Source organism: Burkholderia sp. E168m22 (assembly GCF_001319805.1).
In the GTDB taxonomy this organism is placed as follows: Bacteria; Pseudomonadota; Gammaproteobacteria; order Burkholderiales; family Burkholderiaceae; genus Burkholderia; species Burkholderia orbicola.
This window is the reverse complement of record NZ_BBSK01000011.1, coordinates 43,266-65,972: the sequence shown is the minus strand read 5'-3', so window position 1 is coordinate 65,972 and position 22,707 is coordinate 43,266. Positions and strand designations below refer to the sequence as shown.

Here is a 22,707-nt window from a genome sequence, read left to right as displayed (position 1 = left end):
GAAACTCTCGTTCGGCAGCGCAGCAACGGGGCCTTTATAATGCGCGTCTGATACCCATCTATGACGGCATCCCGGTCACCCCGGATCGCACGGCGAGCCCTACCCCGCCCGCCGGCCGCCTTTTACGGATTCGCACATGTCCACGCCCAAACACGCCAAAGTCCTGATTCTCGGTTCCGGCCCCGCCGGCTACACGGCCGCCGTCTACGCGGCACGCGCCAACCTGTCCCCGGTGCTGATCACCGGCATCGCGCAGGGCGGCCAGCTGATGACCACGACCGACGTCGAAAACTGGCCGGCTGACGCGAAAGGCGTGCAAGGTCCGGAGTTGATGGCGCGCTTCCAGGAGCACGCGGAGCGCTTCAACACCGAAATCGTCTTCGACCACATCCACACCGCGAAACTGCACGAGCAGCCGATTCGCCTGATCGGCGACTCGGGCGAATACACGTGCGATTCGCTGATCATCGCGACCGGCGCGTCCGCGCAGTATCTCGGCCTGCCGTCCGAGGAAGCGTTCATGGGCAAGGGCGTGTCGGCCTGCGCGACCTGCGACGGCTTCTTCTATCGCAACCAGGAAGTCGCGGTGATCGGCGGCGGCAACACGGCCGTCGAGGAAGCGCTCTACCTGACCGGCATAGCGAAGAAGGTCACCGTGATCCACCGCCGCGACAAGTTCCGCGCGGAGCCGATCCTGATCGACCGCCTGCTGGAGAAGCAAAAGGAAGGCGTCGTCGACATCAAGTGGGATCACGTGCTCGACGAGGTGACGGGCGAGGAGTCCGGCGTCACGGGCCTGCGCATCAAGAACGTGAAGACCGGCGCGACGGAAGACCTGCTCGTACAGGGTGTGTTCGTCGCGATCGGCCACAAGCCGAACACCGACCTGTTCCAGGGCCAGCTCGAGATGAAGGACGGCTACATCCTGACGAAGAGCGGCCTGCAAGGCAACGCGACGTCGACGAGCGTGCCGGGCGTGTTCGCCGCGGGCGACGTGCAGGACAACGTGTACCGCCAGGCGATCACCAGCGCGGGCACCGGCTGCATGGCCGCACTCGACGCGCAGCGTTACCTCGAAAGCCTGCACGACAAGAAGTAAGCCGGAAGCCTTTTCGCGGCGGGCGCTACAATGGCGTCCGCTGCCGCGAAGCAGGCTCGACCGGAAAGCCGCTGCCGCCGCGCAGCGGCTTTTTTTTGCCCGCGCGCCCGAACGCGCCTGCCCCGTTACCGAATCATGGCGAAGAACCAGCCCCATCCGAGCGATCCCGCGAAGCGGAAGATCGCTGCCCGTCCCGTGACCCCGGCGCCCGAGCCGCCGCCGCCCGTGCCCGACGCGGCCGCGTTGCGCGGCCAGGGCCTCGCGGGCCTCGGCGCGTTGCGCAAGTCGCTGCAAGGCGAAGCCGATCGTCGCGAACGCGCGCGCATCGAAACCGCGCAGGCCGAGCGCAAGGCGGAAGCCGACGCGAACCTGTTCCGCAACGAAATCGGCACGATCCGGCCGCTGAACGCGCCGCCGCGCGCGTCGTCGGGCCGCATGCCGCCCGACCCGGTGCCGAAACAGACGCAGCGCGACGAGGAAGCCGTGCTGAACGCGACGCTGTCCGACGAATTCGATCCCGAGACGCTGCTCGACAGCGACGACTCGCTGTATTACCACCGCCCCGGCATCAGCCGCGACGTCGTGCGCAAGCTGCGTAGCGGCGCGTGGATCGTGCAGGCGCAGATCGACCTGCACGGCATGCGGCGCGACGAGGCGCGCGATGCGCTCGCCGAATTCATCCGCGAAGCCGGCAAGAAAGGGCTGCGCTGCCTGCGCGTGATCCACGGCAAGGGGCTCGGCTCGATCGGCAAGGAACCGGTGCTGAAGGGCAAGGTGCGCGCGTGGCTCGTGCAGAAGGAAGAAGTGATCGCGTTCTGCGAGGCGCGCGGCCACGACGGCGGCGCGGGCGCGGTGCTCGTGCTGCTGCAGCCGCACGCGGCGCCGGCCGACCGGGGGCCGCGTGCCGCATCCTAGGCTGACGCTCGCGATCGCGATACTGGAGGCGATCGCCACGCTGGCCTTCGCGATTTCGGGGTTCATCGAGGCGCGCAAGAACCGCCTCGACTCGGTCGGCACGTTCGTCGTCGCGCTCGCGACCGCCTTCGGCGGCGGCACGCTGCGCGACATCCTGCTCGAGCGCCGGCCGTTCTACTGGGTCGTGCACGACGACTACGTGATCGCGATCTTCGTGCTCGCGCTGTTCGCGCCGTTCGTGCTGCGGATGCTGTCGCGGCTGTCGGCCGAACGGCTGCTGCTGATCGCCGATGCGATCGGGCTCGGCATCTTCAGCATCTCGGGCACGTCGATCGCGCTCGACGCCGAGATGCCGCGCTTCATCGCGGTGATGATGGGCGTGATCACCGGCGTGGTCGGCGGGATCGTCCGCGACGTGCTGTGCAACGACATCCCGCTGATCCTGCGCGATTCGCGGCCGTACGCGACCTGCGCGTTCGTCGGCTGCTGGTTCTACCTGCTGCTCGTGTGGCTGCAGTTCGACTCGGTGTACAGCGTGCTGCTCGCGACCGGCTTCATCCTCGTCGCGCGGCTCGCGACGTTCAAGTTCGACGTGCGGTTGCCGCATTGACCGGCGCATCCGCGGACAAATCATCCGCATCGCCGAAACGAAAAAGGGGCCGTTCAAAAACGGCCCCTTTGTCTTTCATTCAGCGCAAGCGTCGCGTCACGCGATCCGCTCTTCCGACGCCGGATCGAACAGCACGGCCTTCGACACGTCGAACAGCAGCGACTGCGTCTGCCCCGGCTGCGGGTTCGCGGCCGGATGCACGCGGCTCACGATCCGCTTGCCGTTCACCTGCGCGAACACGTGCGTGTCCGGCCCGGTCGGCTCGGTCACGTCGACGCGCACGTCGATCGGCTGCAGGTTCGACGCCTCGCCGTTGTGCGCGTTGCGCGCGTCGGTGATGCGCTCCGGACGCAGGCCCAGGATCACCTCGCGGCCGACGTGCGACTTCAGCTTCGCCGCGTCGAACGGCAGGATCAGCGCGCTGCGCGCGAGGCCCGTGTCGATCTCGAGCGCGATTCCGCCGCCCTGCTCGACCAGCTTGCCGTTGATGAAGTTCATCGGCGGCGCGCCGATGAAGCCCGCGACGAACAGATTCGACGGCGAATCGTAGATGTCCTGCGGCGCGCCGAACTGCTGGACCACGCCGTCCTTCATCACCGCGATCCGGTCGCCGAGCGTCATCGCCTCGATCTGGTCGTGCGTCACGTAGACGATCGTCGTGCCGAGACGCTGGTGCAGCAGCTTGATTTCCGCGCGCATCTCGATGCGCAGCTTCGCGTCGAGGTTCGACAGCGGTTCGTCGAACAGGAACAGCGACGGATCGCGTGCGAGCGCGCGGCCCATCGCGACGCGCTGCCGCTGGCCGCCCGACAGCTGGCCCGGCTTGCGGTCGAGCAGGTGCTGGATCTGCAGCATTGCCGACACGCGGTCGACGATCTGCTGCTGCTCGCTCTTCGGCACCTTGCGGATGTTCAGCCCGAACGAGATGTTCTCGCGCACCGTCATCGACGGATACAACGCGTACGACTGGAACACCATCGCGATGTCGCGATCCTTGGGCGACAGGTCGTTGACGACCTTGCCGTCGATGCAGATCTCGCCGCTCGTGACCGTCTCGAGCCCGGCGATCATGTTGAGCAGCGTCGATTTCCCGCAGCCCGAGCCGCCGACCAGGATCAGGAACTGTCCGTCCTCGATCTCGATGTCGACACCCTTCAGGACCGGCACCCCGTTCGGGTAGGTCTTGTACACGTCACGGATGGAAAGGCTTGCCATGCTGTGAATCCTCTGTCTCGTCTCGCGCGGCGCACTCGGGCGCCGCGTCGGGTTCGTTTCGATGCGCCGCGCGTGGTGCGCGGCCGGTTCGTCGTATCGGATGAAGCCGCGCTTACCCCTTCACCGCGCCTGCCGTCAGCCCGCGCACGAAGTAGCGGCCGGCGACGATGTAGACGAGCAGCGTCGGCAGCGCGGCGATGATCGCGCCGGCCATGTCGACGTTGTATTCCTTCACGCCCGTCGACGTGTTGACGAGGTTGTTCAGCGCGACCGTGATCGGCATCGAGTCGACGCCGGAGAACACGATCCCGAACAGGAAGTCGTTCCAGATCTGCGTGAATTGCCAGATCAGGCACACCATGAAGATCGGCAGCGACACCGGCAGCAGGATCTTCGTGAAGATCGTGAAGAAGCCCGCGCCGTCGATGCGCGCGGCCTTCACGAGTTCGGCCGGCACGCTCACGTAGAAGTTGCGGAAGAACATCGTCGTGAACGCGATCCCGTACACGACGTGCACGAACACGAGGCCCGGAATCGTGTTGGCGAGGCCGAGCATCCCCTGCAGGCGCGCCATCGGCAGCAGGATCACCTGGAACGGGATGAAGCAGCCGACCAGCATCATCGTGAACAGCGCGTCCGCGCCGCGAAAGCGCCAGTGCGTGAGCACATAGCCGTTGAACGCGCCGATCAGCGACGAGATCAGCACGGCCGGAATCACCATCTGCAGCGAGTTCAGGAAGAACGGCTTCATCCCGTCGCAGCGCACGCCGGTACAGGCGCCGCTCCAGGCCTTCACCCACGGATCGACGGTCCACGAGGTGGGCGGCGTCAGCAGGTTGCCGGTGCGCAGTTGGTCGAGGTCCTTGAACGACGTCGACAGCATCACGTAGATCGGGAACAGGAAATACAGCGCGAACAGGATCAGTGCCGCATAGATCACTGCCCGGCTGATCGTCATCTTAGGCTGCATTGCGGGTGCTCCTCGATTCCATATACATCAGCGGCACCAGCACCGCGACCACGGTCGCGAGCATCATCACCGAGGACGCCGCGCCGAGCCCGAGCTGGCCGCGGTTGAACGAAAACGTGTACATGAACATGGCCGGCAGCGACGACGACGTGCCCGGGCCGCCCGCGGTCAGCGCGACGACGAGGTCGAAGGTCTTGATCGTGATGTGGCAGAGGATCAGCAGCACCGAGAAGAACACCGGGCGCATGCTCGGGATCACGATCTTGCGGTAGATGGTCGGCAGCGTCGCGCCGTCGACCTGCGCGGCCTTGAAGATCTCGCCGTCGACACCGCGCAGCCCCGCGAGGAACAGCGCCATCACGAAGCCGGTCGATTGCCACACGGCCGCGATCACCACGCAGAAGATCGCCTTGTCCGGATCGTCGAGCCAGCCGAACGAGAAGCTCGTCCAGCCCCAGTCGTGCATCACCTTCTCAAGGCCGAGGCCCGGGTTCAGAATCCATTGCCACGCGGTGCCGGTGACGATGAACGACAGCGCCATCGGGTACAGGAAGATCGCGCGCAGCGCGCCTTCGTTGCGAATCCGCTGGTCGAGCAGGATCGCGAGGAACAGCCCGAGGCCGACGCAGATCGCGATGAACGGAATCCCGAACCAGCCGAGGTTCGCGGCGGAGGTCCACCACACGTCGTTCTGGAACAGGTCCGTGTAACGGCCGAAGCCGTCGAATTCGTAGTTGGGCAACAGCCGCGAGCGGGTCAGCGACAGATAGCCGGTAATCAGGATGAAGCCGTAGATGAACACCACGGCGATCGCGACGCTCGGCGCGAGCACGAGCTTCGGGATCCAGCGATCGGCGAAGGCCGACATCGGCGACGTACGCCGTGCGGCGGCAGCGCCGGATCCGTTTCCGCTAAGAGGGGCAGCCACTTGATTCGACTCCTGGAACGAGGGCGACGCAGGCCGGGCCGGCGCCGGGTACGGCACGGGCCCGCGGGCGAGCCCGTTTGCTGCACATGCAAAAACGCCCGGCCGATGAAGCGTGTCCGGCCGGGCGCCTGGCGCGCGTTACTTGACCTTCGCGGCCTTCGCGAGCGCGGCGACCGCGCTCTTCGAATCCTGCTGCGAGTTCATGAACTTCGTCACGACGTCGGTGATCGCGCCGGCGGTCGCGTCGCCTTGCGCCATGCCGTGCGCGAGCGACGGCACGAAGCCGCCCGACTTGATCGCGGTCTGCTCGTCGGCATACGACTTCTTCGCGCAGTCGTCGAACTTGTCCATCTTCACGCCGAGACGCACCGGCACCGAGCCCTTCAGCAGGCTGAACTGCTCCTGGAACTCGGGCGTCATGATCGTCTTCGCGAGCGCGAGCTGGCCCGGCGTCGCGTTCTTCTCGCCCTTCTGCTGGAAGAACACGAACGAATCGACGTTGAACGTGTACGAATTCGCGGTGCCCGGCACCGGCGCGCAGATGTAGTCCTTGCCCGCCTTCTTGCCGGCGTTTTCGAATTCGCCCTTCGCCCAGTCGCCCATGAACTGCATGCCGGCCTTGCCGTTGATGACCATCGCGGTCGCGAGGTTCCAGTCGCGCCCGTTGCGGCCGGTGTCGAAGTAGCCCTGGATCTTGCGCACCGTGTCGAACACCGACAGCATCTGCGGCGACGTCAGCGTCGCCTGGTCGAGGTCGACCAGCGCCTTCTTGTAGAACGCCGGGCCCTGCGACAGCACGACGTCTTCCCACAGCGTCAGGTCCTGCCACGGCTGGCCGCCCATCGCGACCGGCTGGATGCCCGCGGCCTTCAGCTTGTCGGCCACCGCGAAGAATTCGGGCCAGGTGGTCGGCACCTTCGCGCCGACCTTGTCGAGCGCGGCCTTGTTGATGTACAGCCAGTTGACGCGGTGCACCGAGAACGGCGCGGCGACGGTATGGCCCTTGTACTTGATGATCTTGTCGATTTCCGGCGGCAGGTTCTGCTTCCAGTCGCCGGCGGCCGAATCGATGTTGACGAGCACGCCCTGGTCGGCCCAGTCCTGGATCAGCGGGCCCTTGATCTGCGCGGCCGACGGGGAATCGCCGCTGATCACCTTGGTCTTCAGCGCGGTCATCGCCGCGGCGCCGGCGCCGCCCGCGACCGCGAAGTCCTTCCACACGTAGCCCTGCTTCTGCAGGTCGTCCTTCAGCACGCCGACGGCCTTCGACTCGCCGCCCGAGGTCCACCAGTGCAGCACGGTTACGTTCTCGGCTGCCTGCGCCGCCACGGCGCCAGCCATCAGACCCGCGGCGCAGAGCGCGCCCATGATCGAGCGAACTTTCATTACTTATCTCCTCCAGACTGAATCAACTCGTGAGGTTCCCCGACGGGGAACCGGCTTCTTGATAAACGACGGGGAAATCGAGCCGCGGGACGCATGCAGCGTACGGGGCCGATGACCGGCCGGGCTCTTACAGAAAGCGTGAATCGAGATTCAACGGCGTGTCTCCTCTTTGTGTTTCTGGCCCACCGCGATGCCGCGGCGCGAGCCCGGGGGCGACGGCGCGCGATGATGCGCTCCGTCAATGTCCGATACCATTCGGCACAAGGCGTTCCCGAAGGCGAAGCTCGCGCAGTTCATCGACCGCACTTCTTTTTTTCTTCACCCAGGTGCTACCCCTTGCGGCGGATTGTAGTTAAACTACAATTCAGTGTCAAAAATATTTTTATCGCACTACGGATCGCTTCCAGCACCCCCAACACGGCGGAGACACATGCATACCGATTCCAGCTTTACCTTCGTACTTTTCGGCGGCACCGGCGATTTGTCGATGCGCAAGATCCTGCCCGCGCTGTTCGAAGCGCACCGTGCGAACATGCTGGCGGACGGCGGTCGGATCGTGGCCGTCGCACGACACGAATCGGATCGGGCGGGCTATCTCGAATGGGTCGACACGCACGTGAAGCCGCATGCGGCGAAAGCGGCCGGCAACGCGTTCGACGACGCGGCATGGAAGTCGTTTCTCGACCGCATCGAGTACGTGAAGCTCGATCTCGGCCGTGCGGAGGACTACGTCGTGCTGCGCGACGCGATTGCATCGCTGCCCGGCATCCGCGTGTTCTATCTCGCGACCGGCCCGTCGCTGTTCGTGCCGATCTGCAAGGCGCTCGCGTCGGTCGGCCTGAACGAAGGCTCGCGCATCGTGCTCGAGAAGCCGCTCGGCTACGACCTGAAGTCGTCCAACGCGATCAACGACGCGGTCGGCGAGATCTTCGCGGAAGGCCAGATCTACCGGATCGACCACTACCTCGGCAAGGAGCCGGTACAGAACCTGCTCGCGCTGCGCTTCGGCAATGCGCTGTTCGAGCCGCTGTGGCGCCGCGAATGGGTCGAGAGCATCCAGATCACGATCGCGGAAGAGCTCGGCGTCGAGGCACGCGGCGATTTCTACGACAATACGGGCGCGCTGCGCGACATGGTGCAGAACCACCTGCTGCAGTTGCTGTCGATCGTCGCGATGGAGCCGCCGCACTCGATGGATTCCGACTCGGTACGCGACGAGAAACTGCGCGTGCTGCGAGCGCTGAAGCCGATCGATCCGCGCGACATCGGCAAGGTCGCGGTGCGCGGCCAGTATCATGCGGGCGTGATCAAGGGCGCGCAGGTGCCGGCCTACGCGACCGAGCCGGGCGTGAAGCCCGACAGCCAGACCGAAACCTTCGTCGCGCTGAAGGTCGAGATCGAGAACTGGCGCTGGGCCGGCGTGCCGTTCTTCCTGCGCACCGGCAAGCGTCTGGCCGACCGCGTCGCGGAGATCGTCGTCAACTTCCGCCCGGTGCCGCACTCGGCGCTCGGGCCGACCGCGCTGCGCCCCGGTTCGAACCGTCTCGTGATCCGGCTGCAGCCGAACGAGACGATCCGCCTGTATTGCCTCGCGAAGCAGCCGGGCGAAGGGATGAACCTCGCGAGCGTGCACCTCGACCTCGCGTTCGACCAGTTCTTCAAGGAAGGGCAGATGGAGGCGTACCAGCGCCTGCTGCTCGACGTGATCAACGGCCGGCTCGCCCTGTTCGTGCGTCGCGACGAACAGGAAGCCGCATGGCAATGGGTCGAGCCGATCCTGAACGAATGGGCGCGCACGCTCAAGCCGCCGAAGCCGTACGCGGCGGGCACGTGGGGGCCGGCCGCGTCGAGCGCGATGCTCGCGCAGCACGACACCTGCTGGCTCGAAGAAGAAAACTGATGCAAACCGTTGCGGCGTACGCCACCGTACGCGGCAACGTGCCTCACGATTCGTACGATTTGAACAGACAAAGCAGTCCGGAGGAGATGTGATCGAGATCCACGCTTTCGACACCCAGGAAGCGCAAAGCGAAGCGCTCGCGCGCGCCGTCGGCGATGCGCTGCGCGCGGCGCTCGCCGGCCCCGCGCGCCCGACGCTCGCGGTGTCCGGCGGCACCAGCCCGCGCCCGTTCCTGCACACGCTGTCGCACGCGGCGCTCGACTGGGCCGGCGTCGACGTCACGCTGGTCGACGACCGCTGGGTGCCGGACGACGACGCGGCCAGCAACGCGCAACTCGTGCGCGACACGCTGCTGCAGCGCGCGGCGGCCCCTGCCCGCTTCCTGCCGCTCGTCGACACGCGCAGCACGCTCGACGCGCACGTCGCCGCGTTGAACGCGAATCCCGACTACCGCGTGCCGACCGTCGCCGTGCTCGGCATGGGCGAGGACGGCCACACCGCGTCGATCTTCGCCGACGCACCCGAATGGGACCACGCGATCACGACGTCCGAGCGGTTCATCGCCGTGCATCCGGGCGCGGCGCCCCATGCACGCGTGAGCTATTCGCTCGATGCGCTCAAGCGCGTCGACCGGCTGTTCCTGCTGATCGCGGGCGCCCGCAAACGCGACGTGCTCGACGCCGCGGCCGCGTCGCTGCAGAAGAATGCGATTTCCCAACTAGCCAACGACAAGGGGACCCAGCTCGATGTCTACTGGTGCGCAAAGTAAGGCTGTCGTCGCGGGTCAGCATGCCGACGGCCCGCGCCTGCTCGCGGACGTCGGCGGCACCAACGCGCGCTTCGCGCTGGAAACCGGCCCCGGCGAGATCACACAGATCCGCGTGTATCCCGGCGCCGACTATCCGACGATCACCGACGCGATCCGCAAGTATCTGAAGGATGTGAAGATCAGCCGCGTGAACCACGCGGCGATCGCGATCGCGAACCCGGTCGACGGCGACCAGGTCACGATGACCAACCACGACTGGAGCTTCTCGATCGAGGCGACGCGCCGCGCGCTCGGCTTCGACACGCTGCTGGTCGTCAACGACTTCACCGCGCTCGCGATGGCGCTGCCGGGCCTGACCGATGCCCAGCGCGTGCAGGTCGGCGGCGGCGCGCGTCGCCAGAACAGCGTGATCGGCCTGCTCGGGCCCGGTACCGGGCTCGGCGTGTCGGGGTTGATCCCGGCCGACGACCGCTGGATCGCGCTCGGCAGCGAAGGCGGCCATGCGTCGTTCGCGCCGCAGGACGAGCGCGAGGATCTGGTGCTGCAATACGCGCGCAAGAAGTTTCCGCACGTGTCGTTCGAACGCGTGTGCGCGGGCCCCGGCATGGAAATCATCTATCGTGCGCTCGCCGCGCGCGACAAGAAGCGCGTCGCCGCGACCGTCGACACGGTCGAGATCGTCGAGCGCGCGCATGCCGGCGACGCGCTCGCGCTCGAAACGGTCGAATGCTTCTGCGGGATTCTCGGCGCGTTCGCGGGCAGCGTCGCGCTGACGCTCGGCGCGCTCGGCGGCGTGTACATCGGTGGCGGCGTCGCGCTGAAGCTCGGCGAGCTGTTCACGCGCTCGTCGTTCCGCGCGCGCTTCGAGGCGAAGGGCCGCTTCACGCACTATCTCGAGAACATTCCGACCTACCTGATCACCGCCGAATACCCGGCGTTCCTCGGCGTGTCGGCGATTCTCGCGGAACAGTTGTCGAACCGTTCCGGCGGTGCGTCATCCGCCGTGTTCGAGCGAATCCGCCAGATGCGCGACGCGCTGACGCCGGCCGAGCGCCGCGTCGCCGATCTCGCGCTGAACCATCCACGCTCGATCATCAACGATCCGATCGTCGACATCGCGCGCAAGGCCGACGTGAGCCAGCCGACCGTGATCCGCTTCTGCCGTTCGCTCGGCTGCCAGGGGCTGTCGGACTTCAAGCTGAAGCTCGCCACCGGCCTCACCGGCACAATCCCGATGAGCCACAGCCAGGTGCATCTCGGCGATACGGCCACCGACTTCGGCGCGAAGGTGCTGGACAACACGGTGTCCGCGATCCTGCAGCTGCGCGAGCACCTGAATTTCGAGCACGTCGAGAACGCAATCGAGATCCTGAACGGCGCGCGCCGCATCGAGTTCTACGGGCTCGGTAACTCGAACATCGTCGCGCAGGACGCGCACTACAAGTTCTTCCGCTTCGGCATCCCGACGATCGCGTACGGCGACCTGTACATGCAGGCCGCGTCGGCCGCGCTGCTCGGCAAGGGCGACGTGATCGTCGCGGTGTCGAAGTCGGGCCGCGCGCCCGAGCTGCTGCGCGTGCTCGACGTCGCGATGCAGGCCGGCGCGAAGGTGATCGCGATCACGTCAAGCAACACGCCGCTCGCGAAGCGCGCGACCGTCGCACTCGAGACCGACCACATCGAGATGCGCGAGTCGCAGTTGTCGATGATCTCGCGAATTCTGCATCTGCTGATGATCGACATTCTCGCGGTCGGTGTCGCGATCCGTCGCGCGTCGACGAACGGCGAGCTGCCCGAAGCCGTCGCGCAGGCGAAAGCGCGCGCCAGCGACGACGAAACGGCCGACGTGCTCGACTGGCTGAGCCACGGCGCGTCGCCGGCGGCGAAGGACGTCGCGCGGGACTAGCGCATGGCGCGGCGTCGGCCGCTTCACGCGTCCCAACGAAAAACGCCACCGGCGCATCGCGCGCGGTGGCGTTTTTCATTCTGCGACCCGGCGGGCGGCGCGGTTCAGGCGCCCGCTTTCACCGGCCGGCCGTGCCAGCGCAGCACGAGATAGCGCCCGGCGAAGCACAGCAGGCCCGACACGCCGATCGTCACGCCCATCGCGAACGGCGTGCCGTCCGCGAGTGCGCCGATCGCGACGCTCGCCAGCGCGCCGAGCGCGAGCTGCATCGCGCCGAACACGGCCGCCGACGCGCCCGCGTTGTGCGGATAGCGGTGCATCAGGTCGGTCGTGCAGTTCGCGGACAGTATCCCGACCACACCGACGACGAAGAACAGGCACACGACGATCGACCACAGCCCGCCCAACCCGGTCAGCGCGACGAACGCGACCGCGAGCGACGCGATGCAGCTCACGAGCGACGCGGCCGCGATGATACGCAGCGAACCGATGCGGCCGACGAGCCGCGTGTTCGCGAAGTTACCGATCATGATCCCGACGACGTTCAAACCGAACAGCAGCCCGTAGTGCTGCGGCGACACGTGGAAATACTCGATGTACACGAACGGCGTCGCGGTGATGTACGAGAACATCGACGCGAACGCCATCCCGCCGCACAGCATGTGCCCCCATGCGACGGGGTCGGACAGGATGCGCCCGTACGACGCGAACGACGCGAGCACGGCCGCGCTCTTGCGCCGCTCCTTCGGCCAGGTTTCGGGCACCCGCAGGTACGCAGTCGTTGCGCAGAGCGCGCCGAACACGGCGAGCACGACGAACACGCCGCGCCAGCCGGAGAAACGCAGGATCTGGCCGCCGATCAGCGGCGCGAGCAGCGGTCCGACCGCGGTGACGATCGCGACCATCGACAGCACCTTCGCCGCGTCGCTCGGCTCGTGCGCGTCGCGCGCGATCGCCCGCGCGAGCACCGACGCGGCGCCGGCGCCGAGCGCCTGCAAAAAGCGCACGACGATCAGCATGTCGATCGAACCCGCCACGAAGCAGCCGATACTCGCGAGCGTGAACAGCGCGATCCCGCCGAGCAGCACGGGGCGGCGGCCCCACGTGTCGGACAGCGGGCCGTACAGCAGCATGCCGATCGAGAAACCGGCCATGAAGCTCGTCAGCGTGCGCTGCGCGGCGCCGGCGCTGACGGAGAAGCCTGCGGCGATCGACGGCAGGCTCGGCAGGTACATGTCGGTGGCGATCGGCCCGCAGGCCGCGAGCGCGCCGAGCAACAGGATCAGCCGGGCATCGGGCCGGCGCCGGACGACGTGGGACATGGGTATCCGGAATGGGAGCCCGCGCGCATCGGGGCGCGCGTGGCGGTGAAGACGGGAAGCCGCGCCGCAAGCGGCGCGTTCAGGCCCATGATTGTACGCGCAACTTTTTTGCGTGCCTCGGGCTGCATGCGGCGGCGGGCAGGAACCCGCCCACGCGCGTCGCGCGCCGAACCAGCGTGCGGGCGGATTCGATTAAGCTTGCTGCTTGCCGCTCTTGTCTGACCTATTCGACGTACGACCGACCCGATGACCGCTTTCCTGCTGATCTGGAGCCCCAAGAAATGGCCATGGCCCGAGTTGCCCGACGTCGCCGCGCGCGTGAAGGCCGGCGAGGCCGTGCATGACGTATGGGGCTGCGGCTTCGCGCGCGGCATCCTGCCCGGCGACCGCGTGTTCCTGCACCGTGTCGCGAAGGAGCCCAAGGGCGTGTTCGGCTCCGGCTACGTGACGCGCGCGCCATACGAGGTGCCCGATCCGTCGACCAAGCGCGGCTACCGGCTGTGCATCGACTTCGTGTACGACTGGCTGGTCGACGCGCACCAGGACGTCGTGATTCCGCGCGATGCGCTGCGCGTCCATCCGTATTCGGTACAGACCTGGGATGCGCAGAGTTCCGGCACGTCGATCAAGCCGATGGTCGAAGGTCCGCTCGAAAAGCGCTGGGCCGAGCTGACCGGCAAGCGCAAGCCGCCGCGATAAGCGGAAACCGGGTCGCATCGGGGCCGCCTTTCTGTCCGGCCGATTCCCCCGGCGCGCCGAAAGGCCGCGGACCGGCCGGCGGGCTTGCCGCGCGTGTCTCCGGTACAATCAGACGATCGTTCCGCCCAGGCGCCGCGGCCCGTGCACAGGCCCCCGCGCCCTTCTCTCGCAGGTTTCGCTCATGTCCAACAATCAGATCCTCTTCGAACGCGCCCAGAAGACCATTCCGGGCGGCGTCAACTCGCCGGTGCGCGCCTTCCGCTCGGTCGGCGGCACGCCGCGCTTCGTCGCGCGCGCGCAAGGCCCGTATTTCTGGGATGCCGACGGCAAGCAGTACATCGACTACATCGGCTCGTGGGGCCCGATGATCGTCGGCCACGTCCATCCGGAAGTGCTGTCGGCCGTGCAGAACGTGCTCGCCGACGGCTTCTCGTTCGGCGCGCCGACCGAAGCCGAGATCGAGATCGCCGAGGAAATCTGCAAGCTCGTGCCGTCGATCGAGCAGGTACGGATGGTGTCGAGCGGCACCGAGGCGACGATGAGCGCGCTGCGTCTCGCGCGCGGCTTCACGGGCCGCAGCCGCATCGTCAAGTTCGAGGGCTGCTACCACGGCCACGCGGACAGCCTGCTGGTCAAGGCCGGCTCGGGCCTGCTGACGTTCGGCAACCCGACGTCGGCCGGCGTACCCGCCGACATCGCGAAGCACACGACCGTCCTCGAATACAACAACGTCGCCGCGCTGGAAGAAGCGTTCGGCGCGTTCGGCGACGAGATCGCCGCGGTGATCGTCGAGCCGGTCGCCGGCAACATGAACCTCGTGCGCGGCACGCCCGAATTCCTGAACGCGCTGCGCGCGCTGTGCACGAAGCACGGCGCCGTGCTGATCTTCGACGAGGTGATGTGCGGGTTCCGTGTCGCGCTCGGCGGCGCGCAGGCGTACTACGGGATCGCGGCCGACCTCACCTGCCTCGGCAAGGTGATCGGCGGCGGGATGCCGGCCGCCGCGTTCGGCGGCCGCCGCGACATCATGGCCCACCTCGCGCCGCTCGGCGGCGTCTATCAGGCCGGCACGCTGTCGGGCAATCCGATCGCGGTCGCCGCGGGCTTGAAGACGCTGCAACTGATCCAGGCGCCGGGTTTCTACGACGCGCTCACCGCGCAGACGAAGCGGCTCGCCGACGGCCTCGCAGCGGAAGCACGCGCGGCCGGCGTGCCGTTCGCGGCCGACTCGATCGGCGCGATGTTCGGCCTGTACTTCGCCGAGCGCGTGCCGGGCAGCTTCGCGGAAGTCACCAAGAGCGACGTCGAGCGATTCAACCGCTTCTTCCATCTGATGCTCGACGAGGGCGTGTACTTCGCGCCGTCCGCGTACGAAGCCGGCTTCGTGTCGAGCACGCACGACGACGCGGTGATCGACGCGACGCTCGCGGCCGCGCGCCGCGCGTTCGCGGCACTCGCCGCCTGACCCGGGGCCGCGCGCATGTTCTCGGATACCGATTTCGCCCACATGCAGCGCGCGCTCGCGCTCGCGGCGCGCGGCATGTACACGACCGCGCCGAATCCGCGCGTCGGCTGCGTGATCGTCAAGGACGGCGACGTGATCGGCGAAGGCTTCACGCAGCCGGCCGGCCAGGACCACGCGGAAGTGCAGGCGCTCAAGGACGCGCGTTCGCGCGGCTACGACGTCGCGGGCTCGACCGTCTACGTGACGCTCGAACCGTGCAGCCATTTCGGCCGCACGCCGCCGTGCGCGAACGCGCTGATCGACGCGCGCGTCGCGAAGGTCGTCGCCGCGATGGAAGACCCGAACCCGCAGGTGTCGGGGCGCGGCCTCGGAATGCTGCGCGACGCGGGTATCGACGTGCGCTGCGGGCTGCTCGCGAATGAAGCCGGCGAGCTGAACATCGGCTTCGTGTCGCGGATGACGCGCGGCCGCCCGTGGGTGCGGATGAAGACCGCCGCATCACTCGACGGCCGCACCGCGCTGCCGTCCGGCGAAAGCCAGTGGATCACCGGCGAGGCCGCGCGCCTCGACGGCCATGCGTGGCGCGCCCGCGCGTGCGCGATCCTCACCGGTATCGGCACCGTGCGCGAGGACAATCCGCTGCTGACCGTGCGCGGCATCGACACGCCGCGCCAGCCGCAACGCATCCTGGTGGACAGCCGCCTCGACCTGCCGCTCGACGCGCGGCTGCTCGAAGGCGCGCCGTTGCTGATCTTCTGCGGCCGGCTCGACGCCGCCGGCGAACTGCGCGCGAACGTGCTGAAGTCGCGCGGCGCGGAAATCGTGCCGCTCGCGAATGCGCACGGCAAGGTCGACCTGCCCGCGATGCTGGCGGCGCTCGGCGCGCGCGGCGTCAACGAGTTGCACGTCGAGGCCGGCCACAAGCTGAACGGTTCGCTGCTGCGCGAGCACTGCGTCGACGAATTGCTGGTGTATCTGGCGCCGAGCCTGCTGGGCGCCGACGCGGCCGGCATGTTCGATCTCGCCGCGCCGGCCAGCCTCGAGGCGCGCACCCGGCTGTCGTTCCACGGTATCGAGCGGGTCGGCGACGACCTGCGCATCCTCGCGCGCGTCGCACCGACCGACACGTCTCACTGAACGGAATCGCCACGATGTTTACCGGAATTGTCGCGGCCGTCGGCCGCATCGAAACGATCGCCCCGCTCGGCACGTCGGCCGATGCGGGCGTGCGCCTGACCGTGCAGGCCGGCGGGCTCGATCTCGCCGATGTCGCGCTGAGCGACAGCATCGCGATCCAGGGCGCATGCATGACGGTGATCGAGAAGACCGACACCACGTTCGACGTCGACGTGTCGCGCGAAAGCCTGAACCGGACGGTCGGCCTCGCGCAGCCCGGCGAAGTGAATCTCGAGAAGGCGCTGCGCGCGCATGACCGCCTCGGCGGGCATATCGTGTCGGGCCATGTGGACGGCCTCGGTACCGTATCGCGCTTCGCACCGGTCGGCGAGTCGCACGAACTGCGGATCGTCGCGCCGCGCGAACTCGGCCGCTATCTCGCGTACAAGGGATCGATCACGGTGAACGGCGTCAGCCTGACCGTCAATACGATCGACGATCGCGCGGACGGCTGCGAATTCTCGATCAACCTGATTCCGCATACGGTTGAAGTCACGACGCTGCGTCACCTGCGGGCCGGCGACAAGGTCAACCTCGAGGTCGACATGATCGCGCGGTATGTGGAGCGGATGCTGTCGGCATCGCAGGGCGTGCATCAGGACTGAACAAGCAGATCCTCTGTATATGGAATGACGGCTGGCGGTTCGTTTCGGCATTGTTTGGGCGTCGCCACGACCCCGTCGCTCCTCCACTCACCGGCCGCCGTGCCGATCGTGTGCGGTAACCGAGCTGGCGCCACCGGGCATTGCTCGTACCCTACTTCGTGCCGTGCCGCTCCGTCTCCTGCCATCCGAAATGCCGGCATCGCGATCGGGTTCGGTCGTTGGCCGTCCGGCCGGCACCTGGCCGAACGGCCAACGACGCGCACGGGCCATGCCGTCGCGCTAAGATGCGTCGACAGCGGTTTCCACGCCGCCACGTACGACGCGCCGCGTAGCGGCCGCCACTCTTCCCATTGGAGTCGTCCCCATGTCCATCTCGATGTACCAGGCTTCGCTGCCCGTCCTGATCCGCGGCCTCACCAACCTGCAGCACATCCTCGGCAAGGCACAGGCGCATGCGGCCGAAAAGCAGATCGATCCGTCGGTGTTCATCGGCGCACGCCTCTATCCGGACATGCTGCCGCTCGTCCGCCAGGTGTACATCGCGACCGATACGGCCAAGGGCTGCGCCGCGCGGCTCGCCGGCGCCGAAATCCCGAGCTACCCGGATGTCGAGCAGACCTTCGACGAACTGCACGCACGCATCCAGAAGACGATCGACTACCTGAAGAGCTTCGACGCCGCGCAGATCGACGGCAGCGAGACGCGCCAGATCGTGCTGAAGATGCGCGTCGGCCCGATCGAGTTCACCGGCCAGTCGTACCTGCTGAATTTCGTGCTGCCCAACTTCTTCTTCCACGTGACGACCGCGTACGACATCCTGCGCCACAGCGGCGTCGAACTCGGCAAGCTGGACTACCTCGGCGGGCGCAACGAGCACGCGTGACGCGCGGCCGGGCCACGTCCGGCCCGCCTCCGTTCGCCCCCGCGCGGGGGCCGGCCGCAGCGCTTTCCGGAGCACGCGCGGGCCCCGCGCGGCCCGCGCCAGCCGAAACGCCGTCCGGCTGGCGTAAAATACGCACTTTCCTCTTTCTCGCCCCCTTATGACGCTCGCCTCCACGCTCGACATCATCGCCGAGCTGAAAGCCGGCCGGATGGTGATCCTGGTCGATGAAGAAGACCGCGAAAACGAGGGCGACCTCGTGATCGCCGCCGAATTCGTCACGCCGGAAGCGATCAACTTCATGGCCAAGTACGGCCGCGGCCTGGTTTGTCTGACGTTGACGCAGGAACGCTGCAAGCAGCTTCACCTGCCGCTGATGACCTACCGCAACGGCACGCAGTACGGCACCGCGTTCACGGTCAGCATCGAAGCGGCCGAAGGCGTGACGACCGGCATCTCGGCCGCCGACCGGGCGCACACGATCGCCACGGCGGTCGCGCACGACGTGCGCCCCGAGCACATCGTGCAGCCGGGCCACGTGTTCCCGATCATGGCGCAACCGGGCGGCGTACTCGTGCGCGCGGGCCACACCGAGGCCGGCTGCGACTTCACCGCGCTCGCGGGCCTCACGCCGGCCGCGGTGATCTGCGAGATCATCAAGGACGACGGGACGATGGCGCGCCTGCCCGACCTGATCGAATTCGCGAAGGAACACAATCTGAAGATCGGCACGATCGCCGATCTGATCCAGTACCGCAGCCGCACCGAATCGATCATCGAGCGGATCGCCGAGCGCACGATGCAGACTGCGCACGGCACGTTCCGCGCGGTGCTGTACCGCGACCAGCCGAGCGGCTCGCCGCACATCGCGCTGGTGCGCGGCGCTCCGTCGCCCGATGTCGATACGCCGGTGCGCGTGCACGAGCCGCTGTCGGTGCTCGATCTGCTCGAGACCGGCATCTCGACCCACTCGTGGACGCTCGACGCCGCGATGCGCGACATCGCGGAACGCGACCTCGGCGTGATCGTGCTGCTCAACTGCGGCGATACGAAGGAACACCTGATCGACGTCTTCAAGGCGTTCGACGAGGAAGAAAGGGCTGCCGCGCTCAAGCGCCGGCCGGTCGATTTCAAGACGTTCGGCATCGGCGCACAGATCCTGCGCGATGTCGGCGTCGGCAAGATGCAGGTGCTGTCGAATCCGCGCAAGCTGGGCAGCATGTCCGGCTACGGCCTCGAAGTCACGGGCTTCATTCCGATGCCCGGCAGCGAAGCCAAGTCCTGCCCGGCGTCCCACGCGTAACCCGCCACGGCGCTTTCGCCCTATAACCGTTCATCCACACCACGGACCAGATCATGGAAATCGGACAATACCAACCGAATCTCGAAGGCGACGGCCTGCGTATCGGCATCGTGCAATCGCGCTTCAACGAACCCGTGTGCAACGGCCTCGCCGATGCCTGCGTCGAAGAACTGGAACGCCTCGGCGTCACCGGTGAAGACGTGCTGCTCGTGTCGGTGCCCGGCGCGCTGGAAATCCCGCTCGCGCTGCAGAAGCTCGCCGAAAGCGGCCAGTTCGACGCGCTGATCGCGCTCGGCGCGGTGATCCGCGGCGAGACCTACCATTTCGAACTCGTGTCGAACGAGAGCGGCGCGGGCATCACCCGCATCGGCCTCGACTTCAACCTGCCGATCGCCAACGCAGTCCTGACGACCGAAAACGACGAGCAGGCCGTCGCGCGCATGACCGAAAAGGGTCGTGACGCCGCACGCGTCGCGGTCGAGATGGCCAACCTGACGATGGCGCTCGACCAACTCGGCGACGACGAGGACGAAGAGGAAGACGAAGACGAAGACGACGAAGAGGAGCGCGCATGAAGAAGAGCGCCCGCCGACAATCGCGCGAGCTGGCGACGCAGGGCCTGTACCAGTGGCTGCTGTCGAACGCGCCCTCCGGCGAGATCGACGCGCAACTGCGCGGCGCGCTCGGTTACGACAAGGCTGACAAGGAACTGCTCGAAGCGATCCTGCACGGCGTGATCCGCGAGCATGCGACGCTCGTCGAAGCGCTGGCGCCGTCGCTCGACCGTCCGATCGATCAGCTGTCGCCGGTCGAACGCGCGGTGCTGCTGATCGCGACGTTCGAGCTCACGCACCATGTCGAAACGCCGTACCGCGTGATCATCAACGAAGCCGTCGAACTCGCGAAGACGTTCGGCGGCTCCGACGGCTACAAGTACGTGAACGGCGTGCTCGACAAGCTCGCCGCGAAGCTGCGCCCCGCCGAAACGCAGGCGCGTCGCAACGGCTGACGCCGCTGGTTGGTCCACGGGCGCGCAAGCGCCCGTTTTTCATTCTTTTCTCCCTCCGCCCTGCCCGCCGATGAATACCACCGCCGATTCGCTCGTCACGCTCGCCGCACGCGTCGACGCGATCCAGCCCTTTCATGTGATGGAACTGATGAAGGAGGCACAGCGGCTCGAGTCCTTGGGGCGCGATGTTATCCACATGGGCATCGGCGAGCCGGATTTCACCGCGCCGGAGCCGGTTGTCGAGGCCGCCGCGGCCGCGCTGCGCCGCGGCGTCACGCAGTACACGAGCGCGCTCGGCATCGCGCCGCTGCGCGAGGCGATCGCCGCGCACTATGCACGCGCATACGGCCTCACGGTCGCCCCCGAGCGGATCGTCGTGACGGCCGGCGCATCGGCCGCGCTGCTGCTCGCATGCCTCGCGCTGGTCGGCCGCGATGACGAAGTGCTAATGCCCGATCCGTCCTACCCGTGCAACCGGCACTTCGTCGCGGCGGCTGAAGGCCGTCCGGTGCTCGTGCCGAGCGGCCCGGACGCGCGCTTCCAGCTCACCGAAAACGACGTCCGCACGCACTGGAACGAGCGCACGCGCGGCGTGCTGCTCGCGTCGCCGTCGAATCCGACCGGCACGTCGCTCGAACCGGACGAACTGAAGCGGATCATCGAAGCGGTGCGCGCACGCGGCGGCTTCACGATCGTCGACGAGATCTACCAGGGGCTCAGCTACGACGCCGCGCCGGTGTCGGCGCTGTCGTTCGGCGACGACGTGATCACCGTGAACAGCTTCTCGAAGTATTTCAGCATGACGGGCTGGCGGCTCGGCTGGCTCGTCGTGCCGCCCGCGCTCGTCGGCACGTTCGAAAAGCTCTCGCAGAACCTGTTCATCTGCCCGTCCGCACTCGCGCAACATGCGGCGCTCGCCTGCTTCGAACCCGCGACGCTCGACATCTACGAAACACGCCGGCTCGAATTCAAGCGCCGCCGCGATTTCATCGCGCCGGCGCTGGAGCGGCTCGGCTTCACGGTGCCGGTGATGCCGGACGGCGCGTTCTATGTGTATGCGCATTGCGGCGGCGTCGCGCACCCGGCGGCCGGCGACAGCGCCGCGCTCACGCAGGCGATGCTGCACGACGCAGGCGTGGTGCTGGTGCCGGGCATGGACTTCGGTGTCCATGCGCCGCGGGACTATATCCGCCTGTCCTATGCGACCGCCTACTCGCGGCTCGAAGAGGCGGTCGACCGGCTCGGGACGCTGTTCGGGCAGCACTGACACCGCGCCCGGCGCACCGGGCGCTTCACACACCGCAAAAAAGAAAAGGCACCCGAATCGGGTGCCTTTCTCATGCCCAGTCGTGCCGGGCGAAGCCGCACGGCGCCTGCGACGTTACGCGCCGAGCTCCGAATGATCGGCGTGCGACTGCTTCGCGGTATCGACGCTCGCGTCGTCCTGCGACGCGGCTTCCTTCGGCGCCGCCTTGACCGAGGTCGTACCGTCGAGCGTCGCATGCACGCGCTTAGCACCGCCGGCTGCGGCCGTCACGGCAGCGGCGGTGACGATCGGCTTCGCGGGCTGCGCGGGCGCCTGCGGCGCGTTGATCGGCACGCTGCGGCCACGCGCGACGTCGCGCAAGCGACCGCGCTCGGCCATCACCTTCGAGCCGTAGCCGTTGTCGTCGGGGTTCGTCGAGCCGTTGTACAGGCGCAGGCCGTTCGCGAGCGAGCCGCCGCGCGCAATGCAATCCTTCAGCACCAGTGCGCCGACCTGCAGGTTCGCGAGCGGCTGCAGCGCGGTGTCGGTGCCGCCGAAATACTCGAACTTGTCGGAATGGACCTTCGACATGACCTGCATCAGCCCCTTCGCGCCGACGCCGCTTTCGGCGTACGGGTTGAAGCCCGATTCGATCGCCATCACGGACAGCAGCAACAGCGGATCCAGGCCGACGTCACGACCGGTCTGGAACGCGGCCTTGACGAGCTGGCCGAGCGGCTCCTGCGCGACGCGGTAACGGCGCGACAGATAAGTGGCGACGAGCGCCTGTTCGCGGTTCGACGCGAGCGCGCGATCGTCGCGGGCATCGGCCGCCACGCGCTGAATCGGAATCAGCTTGGCCAGTGCGACCGGCGACGGGCCGGTGCGGGCCGGATCGGACGCATCGCCCTGCGCGCCTTGAGCGCCCTGCGCGGCGGTTTCCGGCGCGACATCGAGGCCGACCGCCAGCGCATCCGTTTCGGGACCGTCTTCCTGCTGCGGCTGCGCACCGGCAGGCGCGAAGTTCGGCAGCGGATGGCCGGACAGCAGACGCGCCGGACCGGCCTGCACGGCCGCGGATACGACCGGCATCAGCTTCGCGGCAAGCGTGCCGCGGACGGTTGGCAGCAGCCACAGTGCAAGCGCAACCGCGACAGCGAAACAGCCGACAACGCTGAATAGATGGTGACTGACACGCGTCCCGCGACGCAGCAAGTTGCGCACGATTTGCGCATGCTGCTCAGTGGGACGCCACGATAACCAAGCGTTCATTCAGATCATCTCCCATGAACATGACTCGTGCG

At 67.4% G+C, this 22,707-nt stretch carries 21 protein-coding genes; 15 read left to right on the top strand and 6 right to left on the bottom strand.

From position 1 onward, the window contains the following. Nucleotides 1-136 precede the first annotated feature (136 nt). The 3 genes from trxB (at nucleotide 137) to AP428_RS02140 (ending at nucleotide 2,624) form a co-directional block, all read left to right on the top strand. On the top strand, nucleotides 137-1,099 hold the full coding sequence (gene trxB / locus AP428_RS02150) for a thioredoxin-disulfide reductase (protein WP_006476644.1): 963 nt from the start codon (nucleotides 137-139) through the stop codon (nucleotides 1,097-1,099). A 135-nt stretch (nucleotides 1,100-1,234) separates the two neighbouring features. After that, nucleotides 1,235-2,014, top strand: a complete 780-nt coding sequence (locus AP428_RS02145; RefSeq protein WP_054927490.1) for a Smr/MutS family protein — start codon at nucleotides 1,235-1,237, stop codon at nucleotides 2,012-2,014. Then, nucleotides 2,001-2,624, top strand: coding sequence for a trimeric intracellular cation channel family protein (locus tag AP428_RS02140; RefSeq protein WP_011544829.1), 624 nt, complete (start codon nucleotides 2,001-2,003; stop codon nucleotides 2,622-2,624). Before AP428_RS02145 ends, AP428_RS02140 begins: the two co-directional genes overlap by 14 nt. 96 nt (nucleotides 2,625-2,720) lie before the next feature. Here AP428_RS02140 and AP428_RS02135 read toward each other — a convergent pair whose 3' ends face one another. The 4 genes from AP428_RS02135 to AP428_RS02120 all read right to left on the bottom strand — a co-directional run bounded on the left by AP428_RS02135 (nucleotide 2,721) and on the right by AP428_RS02120 (nucleotide 7,123). Next, nucleotides 2,721-3,839 carry an ABC transporter ATP-binding protein gene (locus AP428_RS02135; protein WP_006476647.1) on the bottom strand — a complete coding sequence of 373 codons (1,119 nt, stop codon included), beginning with the start codon at nucleotides 3,837-3,839 and terminating at the stop codon, nucleotides 2,721-2,723. Nucleotides 3,840-3,951: 112 nt separating this feature from the next. Further along, nucleotides 3,952-4,809: a carbohydrate ABC transporter permease gene (locus AP428_RS02130; RefSeq protein WP_006476648.1), complete on the bottom strand. Its 858-nt coding sequence runs from the start codon at nucleotides 4,807-4,809 to the stop codon at nucleotides 3,952-3,954. Beyond that, nucleotides 4,799-5,737: a carbohydrate ABC transporter permease gene (locus AP428_RS02125; protein WP_011544827.1), complete on the bottom strand. Its 939-nt coding sequence runs from the start codon at nucleotides 5,735-5,737 to the stop codon at nucleotides 4,799-4,801. Before AP428_RS02125 ends, AP428_RS02130 begins: the two co-directional genes overlap by 11 nt. A gap of 138 nt (nucleotides 5,738-5,875) precedes the next feature. Beyond that, nucleotides 5,876-7,123, bottom strand: coding sequence for an ABC transporter substrate-binding protein (locus AP428_RS02120; RefSeq protein WP_006476650.1), 1,248 nt, complete (start codon nucleotides 7,121-7,123; stop codon nucleotides 5,876-5,878). A 430-nt stretch (nucleotides 7,124-7,553) separates the two neighbouring features. Here AP428_RS02120 and zwf point away from each other — a divergent pair, with 430 nt between their 5' ends. From zwf to AP428_RS02105, 3 genes are all read left to right on the top strand, one after another. Continuing rightward, nucleotides 7,554-9,023 carry a glucose-6-phosphate dehydrogenase gene (gene zwf, locus AP428_RS02115; protein ID WP_011544826.1) on the top strand — a complete coding sequence of 490 codons (1,470 nt, stop codon included), beginning with the start codon at nucleotides 7,554-7,556 and terminating at the stop codon, nucleotides 9,021-9,023. 88 nt (nucleotides 9,024-9,111) lie between these two features. Continuing rightward, a complete protein-coding gene (gene pgl / locus AP428_RS02110; RefSeq protein WP_054927489.1) occupies nucleotides 9,112-9,792 on the top strand; it encodes a 6-phosphogluconolactonase in 681 nt (226 codons plus the stop codon). Continuing rightward, nucleotides 9,770-11,698, top strand: a complete 1,929-nt coding sequence (locus AP428_RS02105; protein ID WP_006476653.1) for a bifunctional transcriptional regulator/glucokinase — start codon at nucleotides 9,770-9,772, stop codon at nucleotides 11,696-11,698. Before pgl ends, AP428_RS02105 begins: the two co-directional genes overlap by 23 nt. Nucleotides 11,699-11,802: 104 nt before the next feature. On the opposite strand, the gene AP428_RS02100 is transcribed toward AP428_RS02105, so the two are convergent. Then, nucleotides 11,803-13,020, bottom strand: coding sequence for a Bcr/CflA family multidrug efflux MFS transporter (locus AP428_RS02100; protein WP_006476654.1), 1,218 nt, complete (start codon nucleotides 13,018-13,020; stop codon nucleotides 11,803-11,805). 246 nt (nucleotides 13,021-13,266) lie between these two features. Here AP428_RS02100 and AP428_RS02095 point away from each other — a divergent pair, with 246 nt between their 5' ends. The 9 genes from AP428_RS02095 to AP428_RS02055 all read left to right on the top strand — a co-directional run bounded on the left by AP428_RS02095 (nucleotide 13,267) and on the right by AP428_RS02055 (nucleotide 21,424). Further along, on the top strand, nucleotides 13,267-13,719 hold the full coding sequence (locus AP428_RS02095; RefSeq protein ID WP_012328082.1) for a hypothetical protein: 453 nt from the start codon (nucleotides 13,267-13,269) through the stop codon (nucleotides 13,717-13,719). A 181-nt stretch (nucleotides 13,720-13,900) separates the two neighbouring features. Then, complete coding sequence (gene hemL / locus AP428_RS02090; RefSeq protein WP_006476656.1) at nucleotides 13,901-15,184, top strand: glutamate-1-semialdehyde 2,1-aminomutase; 1,284 nt, start codon at nucleotides 13,901-13,903, stop codon at nucleotides 15,182-15,184. Between the two features lie 15 nt (nucleotides 15,185-15,199). Next, complete coding sequence (gene ribD / locus AP428_RS02085) at nucleotides 15,200-16,321, top strand: bifunctional diaminohydroxyphosphoribosylaminopyrimidine deaminase/5-amino-6-(5-phosphoribosylamino)uracil reductase RibD (protein WP_006476657.1); 1,122 nt, start codon at nucleotides 15,200-15,202, stop codon at nucleotides 16,319-16,321. 14 nt (nucleotides 16,322-16,335) lie between these two features. Further along, on the top strand, nucleotides 16,336-16,965 hold the full coding sequence (locus AP428_RS02080) for a riboflavin synthase (protein ID WP_054927488.1): 630 nt from the start codon (nucleotides 16,336-16,338) through the stop codon (nucleotides 16,963-16,965). A 364-nt stretch (nucleotides 16,966-17,329) separates the two neighbouring features. Then, entirely contained in the window at nucleotides 17,330-17,848 is a 519-nt protein-coding gene (locus tag AP428_RS02075; protein ID WP_023475222.1) for a DUF1993 family protein, read from the top strand. A gap of 157 nt (nucleotides 17,849-18,005) precedes the next feature. Continuing rightward, nucleotides 18,006-19,148: a bifunctional 3,4-dihydroxy-2-butanone-4-phosphate synthase/GTP cyclohydrolase II gene (gene ribBA / locus AP428_RS02070; protein WP_027808499.1), complete on the top strand. Its 1,143-nt coding sequence runs from the start codon at nucleotides 18,006-18,008 to the stop codon at nucleotides 19,146-19,148. A gap of 53 nt (nucleotides 19,149-19,201) precedes the next feature. Further along, complete coding sequence (gene ribH / locus AP428_RS02065) at nucleotides 19,202-19,723, top strand: 6,7-dimethyl-8-ribityllumazine synthase (RefSeq protein ID WP_023475223.1); 522 nt, start codon at nucleotides 19,202-19,204, stop codon at nucleotides 19,721-19,723. Next, nucleotides 19,720-20,157: a transcription antitermination factor NusB gene (nusB, locus tag AP428_RS02060; protein WP_006476662.1), complete on the top strand. Its 438-nt coding sequence runs from the start codon at nucleotides 19,720-19,722 to the stop codon at nucleotides 20,155-20,157. The genes ribH and nusB overlap by 4 nt, the downstream gene beginning before the upstream one ends. A gap of 70 nt (nucleotides 20,158-20,227) precedes the next feature. Next, the gene (locus AP428_RS02055; RefSeq protein ID WP_054927487.1) at nucleotides 20,228-21,424 is read left to right on the top strand and encodes a pyridoxal phosphate-dependent aminotransferase; all 1,197 of its coding nucleotides are present in this window, start codon (nucleotides 20,228-20,230) and stop codon (nucleotides 21,422-21,424) included. A 114-nt stretch (nucleotides 21,425-21,538) separates the two neighbouring features. Here the strand turns inward: AP428_RS02055 and AP428_RS02050 are convergent, their stop codons facing one another. Further along, complete coding sequence (locus AP428_RS02050) at nucleotides 21,539-22,675, bottom strand: transglycosylase SLT domain-containing protein (protein ID WP_054927486.1); 1,137 nt, start codon at nucleotides 22,673-22,675, stop codon at nucleotides 21,539-21,541. Nucleotides 22,676-22,707 lie beyond the last annotated feature (32 nt).